The sequence below is a fragment of the Streptomyces sp. NPDC102259 genome (assembly GCF_044766465.1).
Lineage (GTDB): Bacteria > Actinomycetota > Actinomycetes > Streptomycetales > Streptomycetaceae > Streptomyces.
Genome location: NZ_JBIWMA010000002.1, coordinates 902,580 through 923,129, shown reverse-complemented (window position 1 = coordinate 923,129; position 20,550 = coordinate 902,580). Strand labels below are relative to the sequence as shown.

The following is a 20,550-nucleotide window of genomic DNA, read 5'->3' as shown; positions in this document are numbered from 1 at the left end:
CGAGATCCTCGAACTCAAGAACACCATCAACACGATGGTCGACCAGCTCTCCGCCTTCGCCGACGAGGTCACCCGCGTCGCCCGCGAGGTCGGCACCGAGGGACGCCTCGGCGGCCAGGCCGACGTCAAGGGGGTCAAGGGCACCTGGCGGGACCTCACCGACTCGGTCAACTTCATGGCCGGAAACCTCACCAACCAGGTCCGCAACGTCGCCCAGGTGGCGACCGCGGTGGCCAAGGGCGACCTCTCCCAGAAGATCACCGTCGACGCCCGCGGCGAGATCCTCGAACTCAAGAACACCATCAACACGATGGTCGACCAGCTCTCCGCCTTCGCCGACGAGGTCACCCGCGTCGCCCGCGAGGTCGGCACGGCGGGCAACCTGGGCGGGCAGGCCACGGTCCGCGGGGTGTCGGGCACCTGGAAGGACCTCACCGACAACGTCAACGTCATGGCGTCGAACCTGACGGGCCAGGTGCGCTCCATCGCCCAGGTCGCCACCGCCGTGGCCCGCGGCGACCTCTCGCAGAAGATCACCGTCGAGGCCAAGGGCGAGGTCGCCGCGCTGGCGGACGTCATCAACACGATGGTGGACACGCTGTCCGCGTTCGCCGACGAGGTGACCCGGGTGGCCCGCGAGGTCGGCACCGAGGGACGGCTCGGCGGCCAGGCGCAGGTGCCGAACGTGGCCGGCACCTGGAAGGACCTCACCGACAACGTCAACTCGATGGCCAACAACCTCACCGGCCAGGTCCGCAACATCGCGCTGGTGACCACGGCGGTGGCCCGCGGCGACCTGTCCAAGAAGATCGACGTGGACGCCCGCGGCGAGATCCTCGAACTCAAGACGACCATCAACACGATGGTCGACCAGCTGTCCGCCTTCGCCGACGAGGTCACCCGCGTCGCCCGCGAGGTCGGCACCGAAGGACGCCTCGGCGGCCAGGCCGAGGTGGAGGGTGTCTCGGGCACCTGGAAGCGCCTCACGGAGAACGTCAACGAACTGGCCGGGAACCTGACCCGGCAGGTGCGCGCGATCGCGGGGGTCACGAGCGCCGTCGCGGAGGGCGATCTGACCCGGTCGATCACCGTGGTCGCCTCCGGCGAGGTCGCCGAGCTCAAGGACAACATCAACTCGATGGTGGAGTCCCTGCGCGAGACCACCCGGGCCAACCAGGAACAGGACTGGCTCAAGACCAACCTGGCGCGTATCTCCGGCCTCATGCAGGGCCACCGCGACCTGCCCGTGGTCGCCGAGCTGATCATGGACGAGCTGGTGCCGCTGGTCTCGGCCCAGTTCGGCGCCTTCCACCTCGCCGAGGACGGCGAGCATGGCCCCGAGCTGCGTCTCGTGGGCGCCTACGGCTACCCCGCCGACGACGACCGTCCCACCCGTATCCCGTTCGGCCGCTCGCTGGTCGGTCAGGCCGCGCGCAGCCGCCGGACGATCATCGTCGACGAGCTGCCGGCCGGATACGTCACCATCTCCTCGGGCCTCGGACAGGTGGAGCCCAGCGCCCTGGTCCTGCTGCCCATCGTGTTCGAGGGGCAGGTGCTCGGCGTGATCGAACTGGCGTCGGTCGGCGCGTTCACACAGATCCACCGGGACTTCCTGGAACAGCTGAGGGTGACCATCGGCGTCAACGTCAACACCATCGTGGCGAACGCCCGCACCGACGAGCTGCTCGACGAGTCCCAGCGGCTGACCGCCGAACTCCAGGCCCGGTCCGCCGAGTTGCAGTCCCAGCAGGAGGAACTCCAGCACTCCAACGCCGAACTGGAGGAGAAGGCCTCCCTGCTGGTGGCGCAGAACCGCGACATCGAGGCGAAGAACCTCCAGATCGAGCAGGCCCGGCAGGAACTGGAGGCACGGGCGCAGCAGCTGTCCCTGGCGTCGAAGTACAAGTCGGAGTTCCTGGCGAACATGAGCCACGAACTGCGCACCCCGCTCAACAGCCTCCTCATCCTGGCCCAGTTGCTGGCCCAGAACCCCTCGCGCAACCTCACCCCGAAGCAGGTCGAGTACGCGGGCATCATCCACTCGGCGGGCTCGGACCTGCTCCAGCTGATCAACGACATCCTGGACCTGTCGAAGGTCGAGGCCGGCAAGATGGACGTCTCGCCGGAGCAGGTGTCGCTGCGGCAGCTCATCGAGTACGTCGAGGCGACCTTCCGCCCCATGACGACGCAGAAGAGCCTCGACTTCACGGTGAGCACGGCCACCGGCGCCCCCGCCGACCTGCTCACCGACGACTCCCGGCTGCGCCAGGTGCTGCGCAACCTGCTGTCCAACGCGGTGAAGTTCACCGAGCAGGGCAGTGTCGAGCTGCGCATCGAGCCGGCCTCCGACGAGGAGGTGCCCAGCGGCGTGGTACGCGGCGGCACCGTGGTGGCGTTCCGGGTGAAGGACACCGGCATCGGCATCCCGGAGCAGCAGCTCGAGACCATTTTCGGCGCCTTCCAGCAGGCGGACGGCACGACGAGCCGCAAGTACGGCGGCACGGGCCTGGGGCTGTCCATCACCCGGGAGATCGCGCATCTGCTCGGCGGCGCGGTCACCGTGGACAGCACACCGGGCCGGGGCAGCACCTTCACGCTCTACCTGCCGGTCGCGCGGCGTGACTTCCAGGAGGTCGTCGACGGCGGCCGGCCGGTGGAGCGCGCCCTCGCCGGGCCGCCCGCGGCGATCCCCATCGGGTCCCCCGGCACGCCCACGGTCACCCCGACCGCCGCACGGCGTCCGCGTCGGCTGCTGGTGGTGGAGGAGCGGCCCCGCGGTCTGCTGACCCTGGTAGCCGAGAGCGTCGTGGCCGACATGGCACGCGGCCGGGAGGACGGCACGTCGGCGGCGCCGGTCGACATCGTCACCGCCGTCGGGGCGCACGAGGCCGCGGGCGCGCTGGCCGCCGAGCCCTGCCACTGCGTCGTGCTGGAGCTGGGCATGCCCGACGCGGAGGCGTCCCGGTTCCTGGAGGCCCTCCACGACGACTCGGTGCTGACGGGGGTGCCGGTGCTCGTGCACAGCGGGCACCGCGCGGACCTCGCCCAGGAGGAGAGCCTCCAGTCCCGGGCGGCCGGCAAGCCGATGGAGTTCCTGTCCAGCCTGGACGAGCTGCGCGAGCGCATCACTCTGCATCTGTCCGCCGAGCAGCCGGGGGACGTCCTCGCCCTGGTCCGTGGGGACGAGCCGCAGCATGTGGCGCCGCACCTGCCGGACGACGCCGTCGTGGGCCGGACGGTCCTGGTCGTCGACGACGACGCGCGCAACCTGTTCGCGCTCAGCGGGATCCTGGAACTGCACGGCATCCGCGTCCTGCACGCGGAGAACGGCCGTGAGGGGATCGACACGCTGCGCAACAACCCGGACATCGCGCTGGTGCTGATGGACGTGATGATGCCCGAGATGGACGGGTACACCGCCACGGCCGAGATCCGCCGCATGGCCGAGTACGCCGACCTGCCCATCGTCGCGGTGACCGCGAAGGCCATGCCCGGGGACCGGGAGAAGAGCCTCGACTCGGGCGCCAGCGACTACGTCACCAAGCCCGTCGACACCCATGACCTCATGGCCTGCGTCCGACGCTGGCTGACCGTCTGAGGACGTGCGCCCCGCCCGAGCCACCAGGCGTCCCGGCCTGCCTAGGAGTCCGTACACCGTGAGCATTCCCGCACAGCCCACCAAACCCGGCGAGGGCCGGGCCCTGTCCGCACCGACCGGAGAGCATCCCGGACCCGAGGAGGGCCTGGCCCTGCCGGAGCCGGAGGGCGCCGGCACGCCCTCACCCGTGGGCCGGCTCGCGGCCACCGTGGACCGGCTGCGCCGGGAGGTCATGGAGGCCCAGGCGGAGGCCGACGGGCGCGCCCTGGTCGAACTCGCCAAGGGCATCCTGGTGGAGCGCCTCGGCTGTGGCCCGAGCGAGGCGGCCCAGCAGCTGACCGTGCTGGCCGGGCAGTCCGGTCTCAGTCCGCTGGAGTTCGCGGTGGACGTCATCAACCAGGCGGCCAAGGACCGGGTGTCCGAGGTGACGGACGCCTTCCTGGCGGCCGTCGGGAGGCGGGAGGATCCCGCGGAGCAGTCGACGGCCGTGCGGTTGCGGGCCGCCGAGAGCGGGGCGCTGGCGGCGGCCCACGACACCCAGGCCGTCGCCGACTCGCTGCTCCAGCACGCGCTGGGCCCGCTGGGCGCGGTCGCCGTGGCGATCTGGGCGGCGGGCTCCGACGGTTCGCTGACCCTCGCCGGCAGCGCGGGGTTCTCCCCCGTCGAGGCCGAGCGCTGGCGGTACGTGCCGCCGGACGTGGCCACGGTGGCGCGCAGCGGCCTGACCGAGGGGGCGACCCAGTGGATCGAGTCACTGGCCCTGACCGGGCTGCCCACCATCGGCCGCCATCTGTTCCCGGACGGCGGCCGCGCGGCGGTGCCCGCCGGCAGCGCCGGACGTGTGAACGGGGTCCTGGAGATCGCCTGGCCGACCCCGCTGGACCGGCAGCCGCCTCAGGTGGTGCGCCAGGTGGAGGCCCTGGCGGACCTGTGCGCCCACACGCTCCAGTCGTACGCGCAGGTCCGGAGCCCCGACCGGGAGCCCCTCGTGCTGCCGGACGCGTCGGAGCTGATGGACCTGACGGACGGGCTGCACGACCCGGCCCTCGTCCTGGTGCCGCACGTCGACACGGCGGGCAAGCTGGTGGACTTCCGCATCCAGCACGTCAACGACCGCTTCCTCGACCCGGCGGGCCGGCCCCGCGCCGTGGTCAACGGGGCCCTGCTGCTCGAGGCCTATCCGATGGCCGCCGGAGGCGGTGACCTGTTCCAGCGGATCGAGCGCGTGCACGCCACCGGCGAGCCGTTCCGGGCGCGCCGGATGAGTCTGACCGCGCTGGTCGGCGAGGTGCCGCTGGCCGCGGTGGCGGACCTCAGCATCAGCCGGCACGGCAGCTGTGTGCTGCTGATCTGGCGGATCGAGGACGAGACGGCGCGCCTGGCCAGCCTGTTGCAGAACGCCCAGCGCCTCGGCCGCATCGGCGGCTTCGAGGAGGACCTGCTCACCGGCGAGACCACCTGGAACGGGCAGCTGTTCACCCTGTACGGGCGGCCCGAGTCGAGCCCGCCGGTGCCGCTGGAGGACCTGGCGGCGCACACCCATCCCGATGACGCGGTCGTCGTCGGCCGGCTGCTGCGCACGCTGCTGCACCGGCGTCGTCCGGCGTCCGCCGCCTTCCGGCTGCAGCGGCCGGACGGGGTGACCCGGCACATGCGGATCGTCGCCGAGCCGGTGCTCGACACCGACGAACGGCTGGTCGCCGTGCGCGGCGCGTACCAGGACATCTCCTCGCAGCACTGGACGGAGGTGGCGCTCGCCGCCACCCGCGACCAGCTCGCGCAGAGCGAACAGCACGCCAGCGAGCGCAGTCGGCTGGCCCTCCAGCTCCAGCACGCCATCATGCCGCCCACCCGAGCGCCCCTGGAGGCCCCCGGGCTCCAGGTGGCGGTCCGGTACCGGCCGGCCGAGGAGGAGCAGCTGGTGGGCGGCGACTGGTACGACGCCGTCGTGCTGCCGTCGCGGCTGGTGATGCTGTGCGTGGGCGACGTGGCCGGGCACGGCATCGAGGCGGCGACCAGCATGGTGGTGCTGCGCAACGCGCTGCGGGGCCTGGCGGTGACCGGGGCGGGGCCCGGTCAGCTGTTGTCCTGGCTCAACATCGTCGCCCACCATCTGACGGGTTCCATCACGGCCACGGCCCTGTGCGGCCTGTACGACCCCGCCCGGCACACCCTGCGCTGGGCGAGGGCGGGCCATCTGCCGCCGGTGCTGGTGCGGGACGCCGAGGCGGCGCCGCTGCCCCTGCTGAAGGGGATGCTGCTGGGCGTCGTACCGGAGACGGTGTACGAGGAGGAGGAGGTCCAGCTGGCGGCCGACGACACCCTGCTGATGTACACCGACGGCCTGATCGAGCGGCGCGACCGGTCGGTGGAGGAGTCGCTGGCCCAGTTGCTGGTGCAGGCGCGCACGGTGGCGCCGACGCTGGACAAGCAGCTGGACCGGCTGCTGACCTACAGCAGGTCGGACACGGACGACGACACCTGCATCGTGGGCATCCGGCTGCGCTAGGCCGTCGTTCCTACGGTCTTGATGTGTGTGTGCATGGTGGAGAGGTTCGGGGGTATCCGCCTGTGCGCGACACCAGGTCGGGATCCGCGGGCGGAAGGGCAGGACAAACGGAACATGACGATCGTCCCGTGCGGCCTCCCGCCCGCCTTCGCCCGCCGTCGCCACGCATCGGGGTCGCCCACCGGGGTAGACGCTCCCGACCGTCAGCTTTCGGAGGTACGTGTGTCCATTGCCCAGAACCCCCTGTCCGTAGAGGTGACCCTGCCTCGTGAGGACGTCGCCCTGCTCACGGTCGAAGGTCATCTCGACCTCGACACCGCGACCGACCTCCAGGCTCATCTGGCCAACCAGCTGCATCACGGCCGGCGGCACTTCCTCCTGGACCTCTCGGCGGTTCCGTTCATGGACTCGTCCGGCATGAACATCATTCTGCGGGTGTACCAGGAGGCCCGGAGCCTGCCGGGGAGCGTGCACGTGATCGCTCCCACGCCGGCCGTGCGCCGGGTCCTGGACCTCACCGGGGTCAGCCTCACGGTCCCGATATCGGAGAAGGTCGACGAGGCTCTGGAGCTCGTCGACCGGCAGCAGCTTTCGGAGGGCCCGCAGGGCTGACCTGAGGTCGTCCGCCTGCATCGGGGAACGAACAGAGACGGCCGACTGCCGTCCAATACTTGTCATTTGACAACTGTGTACGTAAGGCAACAGAGTGAGCGGGACTGTGATGCGGGAGGGAAGACGGATGTGCCCGTGGGCGAACCCGGTCCCCCGGGGACACCGTCAGGCGGAACGGGCGTCGGTGACGTCAGTGACGCCGGAGTCGTGGATCTGTTCGGCCGCGGCCGAACAGAACGCCTCCAGCCCTCTGAGCAGCGCGGCGCGCTGCGCGGCGGACATCTGCTCCAGGACGCCTTCCAGCGCGGCCTCACGGCGTGACCTGAGGTCGGCGAGGAAGGCACTCCCGCGACGGCTCAGGAAGAGCTCCAGCTCCCGGCGGCTCTCGGCGGCGATCTTGCGCTCGACGAAGCCCACCGCCTGCAGCCGGTCGCACAGGCGACTGGTGGACGGCGGGGTGGACCCGAGGAACTCGGCGAGGGTACGCAGGTTGATGCCTTCGTGGTGTTCCAGGATGAACAGCACGCGCAACTGGGAGGCGGAGACCGGCGCCGTCGAGGCACGGCCCCAGAGGACTTCCAGCAACTCCGCCGCCTCTGAGGTCACACGCGCCACCTGGAGCGGCTGCGGACGCGAGGAGGGGGACATCACGGTCACACTCTCGCAGGCTTCTCGACGGCTGTCAGCCCACCCCCACCACCGGGAACGCCACGGGCTCGACGCCACACCTCCCTGGAGAACGCAGTGACCGACCGCGGGAACAGACTCGTCGCCGCCGGACGCGCCCTGCGCTCCGCGGCTCCGCACCAGCTGCCGGACGCCCTGAGTCAGGTGCTGCGCGCCCAGTACACGGCGGAGGCCGTGGAACTGCGGCTGGCCGACTACGGGCTGACGGTGTTGCTGCCCGTGCCGCCCGCGCCGAGCGGCACGAGGTCGGCGCCCGTGCAGGGCAGCGCGCCCGGACGGGCCTTCGGGTCGCAGCAGCCGTACGTCGAGGAGCCGGCCGACGGCCGGGTGCGGGCGCATCTGCCCGTGACCGTGCGCGGCGACCGGCTGGGCGTGCTGTCCCTGACGCTGCCCGCGAGCACCCTGGAGTCCCTCGCCGAGCTCACCGAGCTGGCGGAGCTCCTGGGGCACGAGGTGGTCGTCGCCGAACGCGACACCGACCTGTACGCGCGGGCCCGCCGCAAGGAGCGGCTGACGCTGGCGGCGGAGATGCAGTGGCAGTTGCTCCCGGCCCGCTCGTGTGCCCGGGAGGAGTACGCCCTGGGTGCCCAACTCGAGCCCGCCTATGCCATCTTCGGCGACAACTTCGACTGGGAGGCGTCCGCCGACCGTCTGCTGGTCTACGTCACCAACGGGATGGGCGAGGGCATCGAGGCCTCCCTGCTGACCAGCCTCGGCATCAACGCGCTGCGCAACGCGCGCCGCGCCGGCATCCCGATCGAGGACCAGGCGGCCCTGGCCGACCAGGCGCTCTACGCCCACTACCGGGGCGAGGCGCATCTGTCGGTCCTGCTGGTGGACATCGAGCTGTCCACGGGACGGATGCGGGTCGTCGACGCGGGTTCACCGCGGCTGCTGCTCCTGCGCGACCGGGTCCTGTCCCTCGTGGACCTCGACGCGCAGCTGCCGCTGGGCATGTTCGAGGAGACCGACTACGTCGCCCAGGAGCTCACCCTGCTCCCCGGCGACCGGCTGATCTTCGTCAGCGACGGCGTCCACGGGGTCGCGGCGCCGAGCGGCGAGACGTACGGAGAGAAGGCCCTCGCGCGGGCGGTCGGCAACGCCTCCCTGCTGCCGGCGGCGGACGTCCCGGCCGCGGTGCTGCGCGGGCTGACCGGGCACCGGGGAAGGCCCGAGCCGGACGACGACGCGCTGGTCGTGTGCGTCGACTGGTTCGGGAAACGCCCCGCACCGTAGCCCGCCGCCCACCGACCGCCTCCGGCGGGCTCGCGGTGGCGACACAGAAGCCGACCAGGACTAGGAGAGAATCACGTGCCGGAGCACGAAACGGCCGCAGAGCAGAGCACACCGGCGAGCGACGTCGGGAAGTTCCTGCACCGCCGCCGTGAGCAGATCGCCCAGCGCTGGGCCGACGAACCCCTGTTCCGCACGGTGTTCACCGTCTCGCGGGACGAGGCCGTGGAGGCGGGCCGGGTCGTCGCCGACGCGCTCGCCCAGGTCGCCGACACCGGCCGGGTGGCGGACACGGACGCGGCCGGATTCACCGTGATCCGCGAGCAGCTGGCCAGGATGGCGGCGTCCCGGGTCCGCTTCGGGCTCACCTCCGGCCAGGTGTCCACCGAGGTGGACGGTCTGCGCACCCCCGCCGTGGACCTGCTGGTCGCCGACCTGCCGGACGCGTCGCCCGCGCACCTGCGGGAATGCGCCACGCTGCTGACCGTGCTCATGGGCACGCTGCGGCTGGTGGTCCTGGAGACCTCGCTGAGCGAGGGCCAGGCCCTCATCGACCGGCAACAGGTGGAGCTGCTGGAGGCCGCCACACCCGTCATCCGGCTGTGGGACGGCATCGTCGCCGTGCCGCTCATCGGCACGCTCGACAGCGCCCGCAGCCAGGTGGTCATGGAGACGCTGCTGACGTCGGTCGTCGACCAGCAGGCCCGCTTCGCGATCCTGGACATCACCGGGGTGCCGATGGTCGACTCGCTGGTGGCGCAGCACCTGATGAAGACCGTCGCGGCCGTCCGGCTGATGGGCGCGGAGTGCGTCGTCTCCGGCATCCGGCCCGCCATCGCGCAGACCATCGTGCACCTCGGCCTGGACCTGGGCACCGTCGTGACCCGCTCGAGCCTCGCCGACGCCCTGGGGTACGCCCTGCACCGGCTGGGCGCCGACATCGTGCTCGCGACGCCCGGCGGTGCGGGTCCCCGGTGAACCACGACCTCTCCCTCTCGGACACGGCCCACGTGCCGGTGCTCCGGCTCGGCGACGTCCTGCTGATCACCCTCCAGGGCGACCTGCACGACGGTACGGCCGAGCAGCTCCAGCAGGACATCGCCGAGCAGATCGTCCGCAGCCGGGTGACCGGCGTGGTCATCGACATCTCCGGGGTGGAGATCGTCGACTCCTTCCTGGGGCGGGTCCTGGCCGAGATCGCGGCGAGCTCCCGACTGCTGGCCGCGCAGACCGTGGTGGCCGGCATGCGCCCCGCCGTGGCGATCACGCTGGTGGAGCTGGGGCTCTCGCTGCCCGGGCTGCGGACCGCGCTCAGCACCGAGGCGGCTCTCGATCTGCTCGCCGCGGCGGCTCCGGGCGGCCCGCGCCGGGAGCCTCGGTGAGCGGGACGGTCGCGGGCGTCGACGCCCGCCTGCCGATCCGCTCGGACCGGGACCTGGTGTGGGTGCGGCAGCATGTGCGCCAGGCGGCCGCGGCGCTCGGCTTCGGCCTGGTGGACCAGACGAAGCTGGTCACCGCGGCCAGCGAACTGGCCCGCAACACCCTGGTGTACGGCGGCGGCGGCGAGATGGCGGCGGCGCACCTGTCCGACGGGCGGGCGCAGGGGCTGCGGCTGACGTTCTCGGACCAGGGACCGGGCATCGCCGACCCGGAGCGGGCGCTGAGCGACGGCTACACGTCCGGCGGCGGGCTGGGTCTCGGCCTGGGCGGGGCGCGCCGTCTGGTGCAGGAGTTCTCCCTCGACAGCACGCCCGGGGTCGGCACCACGGTCACGGTGACCTCCTGGGTGGTCCGCTCGCCGCGGCAACGTGAGGAGCGACGATGACGCGGGTGTGGGACGTCCCGGTGCACGACTCGACGCGGGTGCGCGACGCGCGGGTGGCCGCGGAGAGCGCGGCGGCGCTGGCGGGCCTGGACCGGTCGCGCGCCGCCGACGCCGCCCTCGTGGCGACCGAGCTGGCGACGAACCTGCTCAAGCACGCGCGCGGCGGACAGCTCCTCGTGGAGGCGGTCGCCCCGCCGAGCGGCCGGGCGGGGGACCTCCTCGTGCAGATCGCCGCCGTCGACCACGGGCCGGGCATGTCCGACGTCCCCGCCGCGCTGGGCGACGGGTTCTCCACGGCGGGCTCGCTGGGCGCCGGCCTGGGCACCTGCCGACGGCTCGCCGACGACTTCGACCTGCACAGTGTGCCGGGCCGCGGAACGGTCGCACTGGCCCGGATCGGCGGCCCGGCCAGAACCCGCGGCCGCCGCGAGCCGACGCCCGGCCAGGCCGCCGAGCAGGCCCCCGGTCAGGCTCCCGAGCAGGCCCCCGGCCAGGCCGGGGCCGCCACGCCGGGCGACGTCTCCCCCGCGTCCGCGCCCCTCTCCGTGCGGGTGGGTGGCGTCAACATCCCCTTCCGGGGCGCCGCGTGCTCCGGGGACGCCTGGACCTGCGTCCGCGACCGCGACCGGCTGACCCTGATGCTGGCCGACGGGCTGGGCCACGGCCCCGAGGCCGCCCGCGCCTCGACCACGGCGGTCCACGAGGTACGGCGCTCGCCCCACCTGCCACCGGCCGAACTGCTGCGCCTGCTCGACGCCGCGCTGCGCGGCACCAGGGGCGCCGCGGTCGCGGTGGCCCAGCTCGACCTGCGAACCGGGCGGCTGCTGTTCGCCGGCGTCGGCAACGTGGGGGCGCGACTGCGCGAGGGCGACTCCTGGCGCCATCTGCTGTCCCGGCCCGGCATAGTCGGCGCACACCGGCCCACGACCCTGCCCGAGACCGAGGCGGCCTGGGCCGAGGACCGTCTGCTCGTGCTGCACAGCGACGGGCTGCCCAGCCGCTGGGCGCCGCCCGTCGACCCCCGTCTGCTGTCCTGCGACCCCGCCGTCACCGCCGCCGCCACGGTCCGCGACGCCGGCAGCTCCGCCCGCCCGGTGCGTGACGACACCGCCGTGGCCGTCCTGTCCCCGACGCCGCCGGATGGCCCATGAACCAGACCTGGCCGATCAGCACCGTCACCGACGCGGCCCGCGCGCGGATCACCACCGCGCGAGTGGCCGCCGCGTACGGTGTGCCGCCGCTGGAACGCACCAGGCTGGGCGCCGCCCTCAGCGCCCGGCTGCGCCGGTGTCTGACCAAGGGCGGCACCTGGCAGTTCGTCCTGACAGTGGCCCGGGGCTCGCTGCGGATCGACGTCTCCCCCACCCCCGCCGACGGCGAACGGCCGTGGTGCGTCACGGCGCCCTGCCCGGAGCCTGCCGCCGGCCCCGTTCCCGACGCCGTGGCGGGTGATCCGACCGCCCTCTCGGAGGCCCTGCTCGGCGCCGACGAGGACACCGCCCTGGTGCTCGAGCGCCTGGCCGAGCAGGAGGAGCTCGTCGCCTTCCACCGGGAGGAGCTGCACCAGACCAACCAGGGCGTGCTGGCGCTGCACGCCGAGCTGGACGCCGCCGGACGCGCGCAGCGGGAGGCGTTCGCGGCCGAACGCGCGGCGCGCCGGGAGGCGGAGGACGCCCGGCGCAGGCTGACGTTCCTCGCCGACGCCAGCGCCACGCTGACGGCGTCCCTGAACCACGAGGAGATCGTGCGCCTGCTGCCCGAGCTGCTGGTGCCCGAGTACGCCCGCACGGCCGACGTCTGGCTCTTCGACGACGCCGAGGAGGAGCGGGCGCCGTCCCGCCCGCGTCCGGCGGCCGCCGTGATCGCGGCCCGCACCGGACGGCCGCAGTACGCGGCGGCTCACCCCGGGGGCCTGCCCGGGGTGGACGACCAGCCGCCGTCGGCGCTGCATCCCGGCAGGCCCCTGCTGTGCGTGCCGCTGCCGACCCGCGGCGCGCCCCTGGGCGTCGTCACGCTGACCCCGCCCGGCGAGCGTTGGAACCCGGACGACGCCGTCATGCTCGTCGAACTCACCCGGCGGGCCGGCGGCGCGCTCGACAACGCCCGCCGTTTCGAGCACAACCGGGACATCGCGGAGACCCTTCAGCGCGCCCTGCTCACCGACCTGCCGACCACCCCCGGCCTGCGGCTGGCGGCGCGCTATCTGCCGGCGACGTACGGGCTGAACATCGGCGGCGACTGGTACGACGCGTTCCGGCAGCCCGACGGCAGTCTGATCACCGTCATCGGGGATGTGACGGGGCACGGGCTGCACGCGGCGGTGATGATGAGCCAGTTGCGCACCGCGCTGCGCGCCTACGCGGTGGACGGCGGCAGTCCGGGCGAGCTGCTGACCCGGCTGCACCTCTTCCTGCACCATCTCCAGCCCGACCTGTACGCGACCGCCGTGATCGCCCGCTTCCACCCGGGCGAGCCGGTGCTGACGTGGGCGGCGGCGGGTCATCCGCCGCCCGTGCTGCGTGGGCCCGACGGCCGGGTGCGCACCCTGGACGCCAAGCCGGGGGCGATGCTCGGCATCCCGCTGGACCAGGAGATCGCCGACCACACGGTGCCGCTGGAGCCGGGGTCCACGCTGGCGCTCTACACCGACGGGCTGGTCGAGCGGCGGGCCCAGGGGATAGACCCGGGCATCGAGCGGCTGGCGGCGGCGCTCGGCGCGTGCCGTGCCGAGGAGCTGGACGCGGACCTGGACGGTTCGGCGGACCGCATCCTGGACCCGATGCTGAGCGACTCCGAGCGGGACGACGACGTCTGCCTGCTGCTGTGCCACATGGACGGTCACGCCGGCAGTCCCGCCGACAGCCACGCCGACAGCCGCCCCCGGCCCGGGTTCTGAGGAGCGGTCAGCCGTCCGCCGGCTCCTCGGACCCCTGGATCGACGTGTGCGCCTGGTGGAAACCGAAGAGCCCGAGCTCCAGTGCGGTGCGCTGGGCCGGGGACATCGCCTCGAACACGGAAGCGAGACGTCGTACGCGGCGCTCGGCGACGTCGGTGAGCAGGCGTCGTCCGTAGCCGGTCACCACGAGCTGCACCTCGCGCCGGTTACTGGGCTGCACGGTCCGCTCCAGCAGCCCGGCGGCCTCGAGCCGGTCGCAGAGACGGCTCGCCGTGGGCAGACCGACGCCCAGCTGCTCGGCCAGGGCCGTCAGATTGAGTTCCGGACGGCTCCGCACCGTCCGCAGCGCCAGCAGCTGCCGGGCGGGCAGCCGGGGTCTGGTCTCCTCCGCGGCCGTGAGCCAGCAGGCCACCAGGCTCTCCACCGCCTCGGCGAGTTGCCCGGCCTGTGTCCGACGACTCTCCCACCGGTCGTCGTCGGCGCCGTCCGCGCACCACACCGCCACTATCCTCCGGTCTCCGCGATTGCCATGTACGTCGGCCTACCCGAAGGCAACGGGCGTACACAGGCCCTTCCGGGGGTACGACGGTGACCTCAGGAGAAACGTTCGTCTGCATGCCTCGCCCGGCTGGCGGAACCAGTCCGGGCGCGGTGGGATCGATGAGGTGCGAGACGCCCGCGGGCGGGGCACGCGCAGGGCATCGGGGCAGACCGCCTGGAGCCGCAGAAAGGGATGGACATCGTGACACGACCCAGGATCCTGGTGGTGGGAGCGGGCTTCGCGGGGGTGGGGTGCGTTCGACGTCTGGAACGCGCGCTCTCCGCCGCGGAGGCCGACGTCACCCTGGTGACGCCGTTCGCCTACCAGCTCTATCTGCCGCTGCTGCCACAGGTCGCCTCAGGGGTGCTGACGCCCCAGTCGATCGCCGTTTCGCTGCGCCGCAGCAAGAAGTACCGCACCCGGATCATTCCGGGCGGCGCCATCGGCGTGGACCTCAAGGCGAAGGTCTGCGTCATCCGGACCATCACCGACGAGATCGTCAACGAGCCCTACGACTACATCGTGCTCGCTCCCGGCAGCGTGACCCGCACGTTCGACATCCCGGGGCTGACCGAGCACGCCTTCGGGATGAAGACCCTCGCCGAGGCCGCGTACATCCGCGACCACGTCATCAGCCAGCTCGACATCGCCGACGCCAGCCGCGACCCGGCCGAGCGGACCTCACGGCTCCAGTTCGTGGTCGTCGGAGGCGGCTATGCCGGCACCGAGACCGCCGCCTGCCTCCAGCTCCTCACCCACAACGCGGTCAAGCGCTATCCGAACCTGGACCCGAGCCTGATCAAGTGGCACCTGATCGACATCGCGCCGAAGCTGATGCCGGAGCTCGGCGACAAACTCGGCCGCAGCGCCCAGGAGGTGCTGCGCAAACGGGGCATCGACATCTCACTGGGCGTGTCCATCGCCAAGGCGGGCCCGGAGGAGGTCACCTTCACCGACGGGCGGGTGATCCCGACCCGGACCCTGATCTGGACGGCGGGGGTGGTGGCGAGCCCGCTGATCGCGACGCTCGGCGCGGAGACGGTCCGCGGGCGGCTCGCCGTCACCGCGGAGATGAACCTGCCCGGGAACGACGGGGTGTTCGCGCTCGGGGACGCCGCCGCCGTCCCCGACGAGGCGAAGGGCGAGCAGGGCGCGATCTGCCCGCCGACGGCGCAGCACGCGATGCGGCAGGGCAAGGTCGTCGCCGACAACGTGATCGCGACGCTGCGGGGCCGGGCGATGCGGCCGTACGTCCACAAGGACCTCGGCCTGGTCGTCGACCTCGGCGGCACCGACGCCGTCTCCAAGCCGCTCGGCATCGAGCTGCGGGGGCTGCCCGCGCAGGCGGTGGCCCGCGGCTACCACTGGTCGGCGCTGCGCACGGGGGTGGCCAAGGCGAGGGTGCTGACGAACTGGACGCTCAACGCGATCGCGGGCGACGATTTCGTGCGCACCGGATTCCAGGCACGCCGGGCGGCGAAGCTGAAGGACTTCGAGTACACGGACAGCTATCTGACGCCCGAGCAGGTGCGGGCACAGATCGAGGGGCCCGGACCGGAGAACGCCTGAGGTCGGACGGCGGGAGAGAGTACGGCGGCGTGAGGGCGGCGGCACGATCGTTCGGTGCACGGTGGCGGGATCGGATCGCGGCGTCCGACCCCGGGCTGCTGCGGCTGGCGGCCGGGCTGCGGACGGTCGGTGCGATCGCCCTCACGCTGGCCGTGCTCTCGCTGCTGGGCGCGGACGTCTCGCACCTGGTGGCGGGAGCCATCGCCGCGATGGTCGCCACGTTCGCGATCCGGGAGAAGCAGCGCGACCGGCAGGCCGTCACGCTGGCGCTGGGCCTGCCGGTGGCGTTCGCCTCGATGTCGCTGGCGACGCTGCTCAGCTCCCGGACGATGGCCGGTGACCTGTTCTTCGTGGCCCTGATCTTCTGCGCCGTCTACAGCCGCCGGTTCGGCGACCGGGGCACGGCGCTCGGGCTCGTCGGCTTCCAGGTCTACTTCCTGTCACTGTTCGTCGGGGTCACCGGATCGAGCCTGCCGGGGTTCTACGGGGTGCTGGCCGTCGCCTTCGCGTGCAGTGCGGTGGCGCGCTTCGTGCTGGTGCCGCAGACGCCGACCGGCATCCTCCAGCGGCTGCGCGAGGCCTTCCGGGCGCGGCTCGCGCAGTTGCTGGCCGCCCAGCTCGATCTGCTCGACGCCGGTCCGGACGACATCGAGAAGGCGGTGGCCCAGGTACGCGAGGGCACCGCCCGGCTGCACGAGACGGCGATGCTGATCCAGGGCCGGCTGGAGGAGGGCACGCCGGACGAGGCCACGGCCCGGCTGGTGCAGCGCCGGATCGCCGACGCCGAGATCGCCGCCGAGCGGCTCGGCCTGCTCCTGCTGACCGCCCGCAGCGCCGAACGGGCCGACACCATGACCCTGCACCTGCCGGGCGCGCCCCTGCCGGAGGGCGGCCATCTCCCCGTCCGGGACGAGGCCCTCGGCGCCCTGCGCCGTGATCTGGGGGCCTTGCGGCTGCTGGTCCGGATTCCCGTCGCGGAGGGCGCGGCCACGGCCCACGTCCGCAACCGGCTGCTCGGCTACCGGGACGAGGAGAACCTGCCGAAGGCGTCGCCCGCCGTCCAGGACGTCTTCCGGGGCGTCGGTGAGGCGGCGCGCGCGGTGCTGGGGCTGCGGATCGCGCTGGACGGGCCGCAGGACGAGTCCGAGGACAGCCCCGAGACGGCGCGCTCCCGCGAGGAACTGGACGCGGAGGACGCCGCGATCGGCGGGGGCGAGGACGACGAGGACTCCGCCGCGGCCGGCAAGGAGACGGGGCTGCGGCGGCCGACCACCCGGGCCGCCGTCCAGGTCGCCGTCGGGTCGTCGCTGGCCATCGTCGGCGGCGAGCTGCTCTCCTCGCACCGCTGGTACTGGGCGGTGCTGACCTGCTGGATCGTGTTCATCAACACCGCCTCCACCGGGGAGATCCTGGTCAAGGGCTACCGGCGACTGCTGGGCACCGTGCTCGGGGTGGTCGCCGGCATCCTGCTGGCGGGGCTCGTCGGGCACCACACGTGGACGGCGTTCGCGGTGGTGCTGCTGTGCGTGTTCGCGATGTTCTACACGGCGCCGCTGTCGTACACGCTGATGTCGTTCTTCGTGACGGCCGCGCTGGGTGTGCTGTACACGCTGCTGCACACCTACAGCATGTCGGTGCTGGTGCTGCGGGTGGAGGAGACGGCGCTGGGGGCGGCCTGCGGAATCGTCGCGGCGGCGCTGGTGCTGCCGGTGCACACGGACCGGCGTACGAACGAGCTGCTGACGACCGTGCTGGACCGGCTGACGGACGTCACCGAGGCGGCCGTGGAGCAGCTGAGCGGCGGTCCCCCGGCCGAGCTGTTGGACCGGGCCCGTGATCTGGACCAGGCGCTGGCCGATCTGCGGGCGGCCACGCAGCCCCTGACTCACCCGGTCACGCCGTTGCGGACCCGCCGGGACACGGCCCGGTACGTCGTGGCACTGCTGGAGACCTGCGCGTACCACGCGCGGACCCTGGCGGCCATGGCCGAGCTGCTGCCGACGCAGCACTCGATCGTGGCGGACCCGGGGCTGCGCCGCGCCGGGCAGCGCCTGCGGCACAACATCGGGGCGATCTCCGCGCGCGTGGCGGGCGAGCGGAGCACCGCCGAGGTGCTGACCGGGCCGAGCATCGCCTCGCTGCTGATGCCCGGCGGGCCGGGGACACCGCGCTACGGCCGGGTGACCGACCGCGTGCTGCGGCACCTTCAGCGCCTCGACGAAGCGGTGGTCGGCCTGGCCCGGCCGCTCGGCGTGCCGGTGGCGCCGCCGAAGTGACGGCGGTCGCGCCCACGGTCAGAAGTCCGTGGACATGCCGCTCGCCGCCGCGATGCCCCGCAGCGCCTCGGTGTCCTGGTGGCGCTGCCGGATGCAGCCGGCGATCTCGGCGAGTCGGTCGGGGTCGGACGCGGTGCCCGCGTCGGTGACCACCCGGACCGGGCCGGTTCCGTCGACGTCTATCTCCACCAGCTGGTTGTCCAGTCGGCCGGTGACCGCAGTGGCGATGACCAGGGCGGCCTCGTCGCGGATCTCCTGGGGCAATTGCTGGGTTTCCTGGGGGTCGAGGGCGAAGTCGAGACTCTCGGGCGGTTGTTCCTCGAGAGCGCGCAGCGCGGGTGCGACGACCTTCAGCAGCAGCTGGTAGTCCTCGCTGTCCATGCGGACGCGCAGAAGGTCGAGGTACATGTCCACGGGCCGTCCATCGCGCGGGAACTCTGATTCGTTCATCTGGTCCGTGTTCCCACGCATCCGGACGTCAGACCTTGCGCCAGCGGGCCATGGCGAACGAGAACAGTCCGAAGAGCACGAGTCCGGCGGCGACGCAGGCCAGCAGGCCCGGCCCCGCGGGTGTGCCGGCGAACGAGCGCAGTGTGTCGTCCAGACCCTTGGCCTCGTTCGGCCGGTACTCGACGGCGGCCCGTACGGCGAAGGCTCCCGCGGCGGCGAACACCACGCCGCGGGCGGCGCCACCGCCCACCCCGGTGACGTCCACCAGTCGCCGCATGCGCGGGGACATCTCCCCGAGTCGCAGCTTCTTCCGGTAGGACCGCATGACGGCACGGGCGCCGACCCACACTCCCGCGACGACGATCCCCACGCCCGCCGCGCCGACGATCCACTGCCCCGCGGGCAGTCCGAGCACACGGGCGGTGACGTCCCGGGACTGCTCGTCACCGGAGCCGCCTCCGCTGCCCGATCCGGCGGCGAAGGCCAGCACGGAGTAGGCGACGAAGGAGTAGAAGGCGCACCGGCCGAGCGCGAGCAGCCGCTTCTTGGCGCTGCGTCCATCGGTGCCGACAGCGCCGAAGACGGCCTCGGAGAGCCGCCACAGCGCCATGCCGACCAGTCCGACGCCCAGTGCCCACAGCAGCACGGCGCCGAAGGGCTTCTCCGCGATCTCTGCCAGGGCTCCCTGGCGGTCGGCCTGCTGGCCGCCGTGTCCGAAGGCGATCTGCAGCGCCAGCAATCCGACCAGCAGATAGATCACGCCTCGCGCGGCGAACCCCGCCTTGGCGGCACCCTTCGTCACGGAGCCCCGTGCCGCCCGCTTCACCTCGACCCCGCCGTCGCGCGCCAGAGCACTCGTGTCCATGCCGACCTCCCCTATGTCTCCCCGATTCCTGCGGGATCCGCATGCCCCGGCTCTCGTCGTGCACACGTCCGGCGCTCCTGGACCGTGCACGTACACAACCGTGCCCTTACACAAGAGCGGCGGGGTGGACGCGGATCCTGCGCGTCCACCCCGCCCGGTCAGGCGTACACGTGTGGGTCTTTGTCGGTCGGCGGGCGCATCGCCGCGTCGTCGGCGGCCGACGCCGCCTCGAGCCATTGACGTGCCGTCTCCAGGGCGTGTCTCACGTCGCGCGTGCCGGTGGAGACGCACAGCGTGTAGGCGAGATCACGCGCCTGTGCCTGTTCCTGCGGCGGGGCCTCGGCGGATCCGGGTCGCGTCAGCGCTTCGTACTCGTCGACGAGTCTGCGCAGGACAGCGGGATGCGGCATGAGCATCGGTCTGCTTCTCCTCCGTTCGGAATGGGTGGATGTCGCGCCGTCAGCGCAGGGCTTCCTGGCGCACCCGCTCACAGCTGCGGCTGATGAGCCGGGACACGTGCATCTGGGAGATGCCCAGTTGGTCGGCGATCCTGCTCTGTGTCATGTCCTCGAAGAACCGCATGTAGAGAATGGCGCGCTCGCGTTCCGGCAGCCGGCGCAGGCCTTCCTTGGCGGACTCGCGGTCGACCACGACGTCGAAGGAGGAGTCGGAGTCGCCCAGGGTGTCGGCGAGGCTGTAGCCGTCGTCACCGGCCGAGGTCTCGGCGTCCAGCGAGAGGGTGCTGAAGCTCTCCAGGGCCTCCAGGCCGGCGCTCACCTCGTCCTCGGTGAGCCCGGTGTGGGTGGCGATGTCGGCGACGGACGGCTCGGCCGCCCCGGGATTCTGCGTGAGCTCCCGGCGGGCGACGCGCACCTTGTTGCGCAGTTCCTGTACCCGGCGGGGCACGCGCAGCGCCCACATCCGGTCCCGGAAGTGCCGCTTGATCTCCCCGGTGATGGTGGGCACGGCATAGCTCTCGAAGGCTCCGCGCTCGGGGTCGAAACGGTCGACGGCCTTGACCAGTCCCAGCGCCGCGACCTGCCGCAGGTCCTCGATCGCCTCGCCACGGTCGCGGAAGCGGCCGGCGATGCGGTGGGCCATGGGCAGCCAGGCGGTGACGAGCTCGTCGCGTACGGCGTCCCGCTCGGGGCCCTCTTCCAGGGTGACCAGCCGGGCGAACCGGCTCATGGTGTCGGGCGCGTCGGCGTGAGTGCGCCTCAACTGCGCGGTGGCGGGGGCGGATACGGAAGGACGGCTTGTCGACATGTCGATAGGCATGCGGTATCGCTCTCCTGAACGGTGGTCTCAGGGACTGGCGACGGAAACTTTGGCCGTCCGGAGCGCGTGCGGCGCCCCGGAGCGGACAAGTCGCTCCCGTCGGCGCGCCTCCGGTCCGAAGCACGAAATTCCGTCTGCCCTACCCCCGGAGGAACAAACTCCGCGTGCGGGAAAGGCGTTCACAGGTTCGCGATCCGCATCCCGGGCCGGT

At 72.6% G+C, this 20,550-nt stretch carries 17 protein-coding genes; 11 read left to right on the top strand and 6 right to left on the bottom strand.

Annotation, left to right across the window (positions count from 1 at the left end; all coding sequences use genetic code 11):
• From ACIRPU_RS08690 to ACIRPU_RS08680, 3 genes are all read left to right on the top strand, one after another.
• Positions 1 to 3,598: HAMP domain-containing protein (locus ACIRPU_RS08690; protein ID WP_403863465.1), on the top strand; the 3,598-nt coding region annotated here is incomplete at its 5' end.
• 58 nt (positions 3,599 to 3,656) lie between these two features.
• Complete coding sequence (locus tag ACIRPU_RS08685; protein WP_403863462.1) at positions 3,657 to 6,107, top strand: SpoIIE family protein phosphatase; 2,451 nt, start codon at positions 3,657 to 3,659, stop codon at positions 6,105 to 6,107.
• Between the two features lie 222 nt (positions 6,108 to 6,329).
• Positions 6,330 to 6,719, top strand: coding sequence for an STAS domain-containing protein (locus tag ACIRPU_RS08680; protein WP_384112117.1), 390 nt, complete (start codon positions 6,330 to 6,332; stop codon positions 6,717 to 6,719).
• A gap of 165 nt (positions 6,720 to 6,884) precedes the next feature.
• Here the strand turns inward: ACIRPU_RS08680 and ACIRPU_RS08675 are convergent, their stop codons facing one another.
• Complete coding sequence (locus ACIRPU_RS08675) at positions 6,885 to 7,367, bottom strand: MarR family winged helix-turn-helix transcriptional regulator (protein ID WP_403863622.1); 483 nt, start codon at positions 7,365 to 7,367, stop codon at positions 6,885 to 6,887.
• Positions 7,368 to 7,463: 96 nt separating this feature from the next.
• Here ACIRPU_RS08675 and ACIRPU_RS08670 point away from each other — a divergent pair, with 96 nt between their 5' ends.
• The 6 genes from ACIRPU_RS08670 to ACIRPU_RS08645 all read left to right on the top strand — a co-directional run bounded on the left by ACIRPU_RS08670 (position 7,464) and on the right by ACIRPU_RS08645 (position 13,360).
• On the top strand, positions 7,464 to 8,642 hold the full coding sequence (locus ACIRPU_RS08670) for a PP2C family protein-serine/threonine phosphatase (RefSeq protein ID WP_403863459.1): 1,179 nt from the start codon (positions 7,464 to 7,466) through the stop codon (positions 8,640 to 8,642).
• Positions 8,643 to 8,717: 75 nt separating this feature from the next.
• Positions 8,718 to 9,617: an STAS domain-containing protein gene (locus ACIRPU_RS08665; protein ID WP_403863456.1), complete on the top strand. Its 900-nt coding sequence runs from the start codon at positions 8,718 to 8,720 to the stop codon at positions 9,615 to 9,617.
• A complete protein-coding gene (locus ACIRPU_RS08660) occupies positions 9,614 to 10,021 on the top strand; it encodes an STAS domain-containing protein (protein WP_403863453.1) in 408 nt (135 codons plus the stop codon). The genes ACIRPU_RS08665 and ACIRPU_RS08660 overlap by 4 nt, the downstream gene beginning before the upstream one ends.
• Positions 10,018 to 10,464, top strand: a complete 447-nt coding sequence (locus ACIRPU_RS08655) for an anti-sigma regulatory factor (RefSeq protein ID WP_403863450.1) — start codon at positions 10,018 to 10,020, stop codon at positions 10,462 to 10,464. The genes ACIRPU_RS08660 and ACIRPU_RS08655 overlap by 4 nt, the downstream gene beginning before the upstream one ends.
• On the top strand, positions 10,461 to 11,615 hold the full coding sequence (locus ACIRPU_RS08650; RefSeq protein WP_403863447.1) for a SpoIIE family protein phosphatase: 1,155 nt from the start codon (positions 10,461 to 10,463) through the stop codon (positions 11,613 to 11,615). Before ACIRPU_RS08655 ends, ACIRPU_RS08650 begins: the two co-directional genes overlap by 4 nt.
• Positions 11,612 to 13,360: a PP2C family protein-serine/threonine phosphatase gene (locus ACIRPU_RS08645; protein WP_403863444.1), complete on the top strand. Its 1,749-nt coding sequence runs from the start codon at positions 11,612 to 11,614 to the stop codon at positions 13,358 to 13,360. The genes ACIRPU_RS08650 and ACIRPU_RS08645 overlap by 4 nt, the downstream gene beginning before the upstream one ends.
• 7 nt (positions 13,361 to 13,367) lie before the next feature.
• Here the strand turns inward: ACIRPU_RS08645 and ACIRPU_RS08640 are convergent, their stop codons facing one another.
• Positions 13,368 to 13,859 (bottom strand): MarR family winged helix-turn-helix transcriptional regulator, encoded by a 492-nt coding sequence (locus tag ACIRPU_RS08640; RefSeq protein ID WP_403863441.1) that lies wholly within the window; start codon positions 13,857 to 13,859, stop codon positions 13,368 to 13,370.
• Positions 13,860 to 14,093: 234 nt separating this feature from the next.
• On the opposite strand from ACIRPU_RS08640, the gene ACIRPU_RS08635 reads away from it, so the two are divergent.
• A complete protein-coding gene (locus ACIRPU_RS08635; RefSeq protein WP_403863438.1) occupies positions 14,094 to 15,470 on the top strand; it encodes an NAD(P)/FAD-dependent oxidoreductase in 1,377 nt (458 codons plus the stop codon).
• A 29-nt stretch (positions 15,471 to 15,499) separates the two neighbouring features.
• Entirely contained in the window at positions 15,500 to 17,746 is a 2,247-nt protein-coding gene (locus ACIRPU_RS08630) for an FUSC family protein (protein WP_403863435.1), read from the top strand.
• 18 nt (positions 17,747 to 17,764) lie between these two features.
• Here ACIRPU_RS08630 and ACIRPU_RS08625 read toward each other — a convergent pair whose 3' ends face one another.
• From ACIRPU_RS08625 to ACIRPU_RS08610, 4 genes are all read right to left on the bottom strand, one after another.
• Positions 17,765 to 18,196: a hypothetical protein gene (locus tag ACIRPU_RS08625; RefSeq protein ID WP_355706891.1), complete on the bottom strand. Its 432-nt coding sequence runs from the start codon at positions 18,194 to 18,196 to the stop codon at positions 17,765 to 17,767.
• Positions 18,197 to 18,224: 28 nt separating this feature from the next.
• Positions 18,225 to 19,061, bottom strand: coding sequence for a DUF1206 domain-containing protein (locus ACIRPU_RS08620; protein WP_403863432.1), 837 nt, complete (start codon positions 19,059 to 19,061; stop codon positions 18,225 to 18,227).
• A gap of 158 nt (positions 19,062 to 19,219) precedes the next feature.
• A complete protein-coding gene (locus ACIRPU_RS08615) occupies positions 19,220 to 19,477 on the bottom strand; it encodes a DUF5133 domain-containing protein (protein ID WP_403863429.1) in 258 nt (85 codons plus the stop codon).
• A 43-nt stretch (positions 19,478 to 19,520) separates the two neighbouring features.
• A complete protein-coding gene (locus tag ACIRPU_RS08610) occupies positions 19,521 to 20,339 on the bottom strand; it encodes a SigB/SigF/SigG family RNA polymerase sigma factor (RefSeq protein ID WP_403863426.1) in 819 nt (272 codons plus the stop codon).
• Positions 20,340 to 20,550 lie beyond the last annotated feature (211 nt).

Coding starts and splice junctions, on each gene's coding strand:
- ACIRPU_RS08675 (WP_403863622.1), bottom strand. CDS start 7,367: ATGTCCCCCTCCTCGCGTCCGCAGCCGCTCCAGGTGGCGCGTGTGACC.
- ACIRPU_RS08650 (WP_403863447.1), top strand. CDS start 10,461: ATGACGCGGGTGTGGGACGTCCCGGTGCACGACTCGACGCGGGTGCGC.
- ACIRPU_RS08645 (WP_403863444.1), top strand. CDS start 11,612: ATGAACCAGACCTGGCCGATCAGCACCGTCACCGACGCGGCCCGCGCG.
- ACIRPU_RS08635 (WP_403863438.1), top strand. CDS start 14,094: ATGGACATCGTGACACGACCCAGGATCCTGGTGGTGGGAGCGGGCTTC.
- ACIRPU_RS08625 (WP_355706891.1), bottom strand. CDS start 18,196: ATGAACGAATCAGAGTTCCCGCGCGATGGACGGCCCGTGGACATGTAC.
- ACIRPU_RS08620 (WP_403863432.1), bottom strand. CDS start 19,061: ATGGACACGAGTGCTCTGGCGCGCGACGGCGGGGTCGAGGTGAAGCGG.
- ACIRPU_RS08615 (WP_403863429.1), bottom strand. CDS start 19,477: ATGCTCATGCCGCATCCCGCTGTCCTGCGCAGACTCGTCGACGAGTAC.
- ACIRPU_RS08610 (WP_403863426.1), bottom strand. CDS start 20,339: ATGCCTATCGACATGTCGACAAGCCGTCCTTCCGTATCCGCCCCCGCC.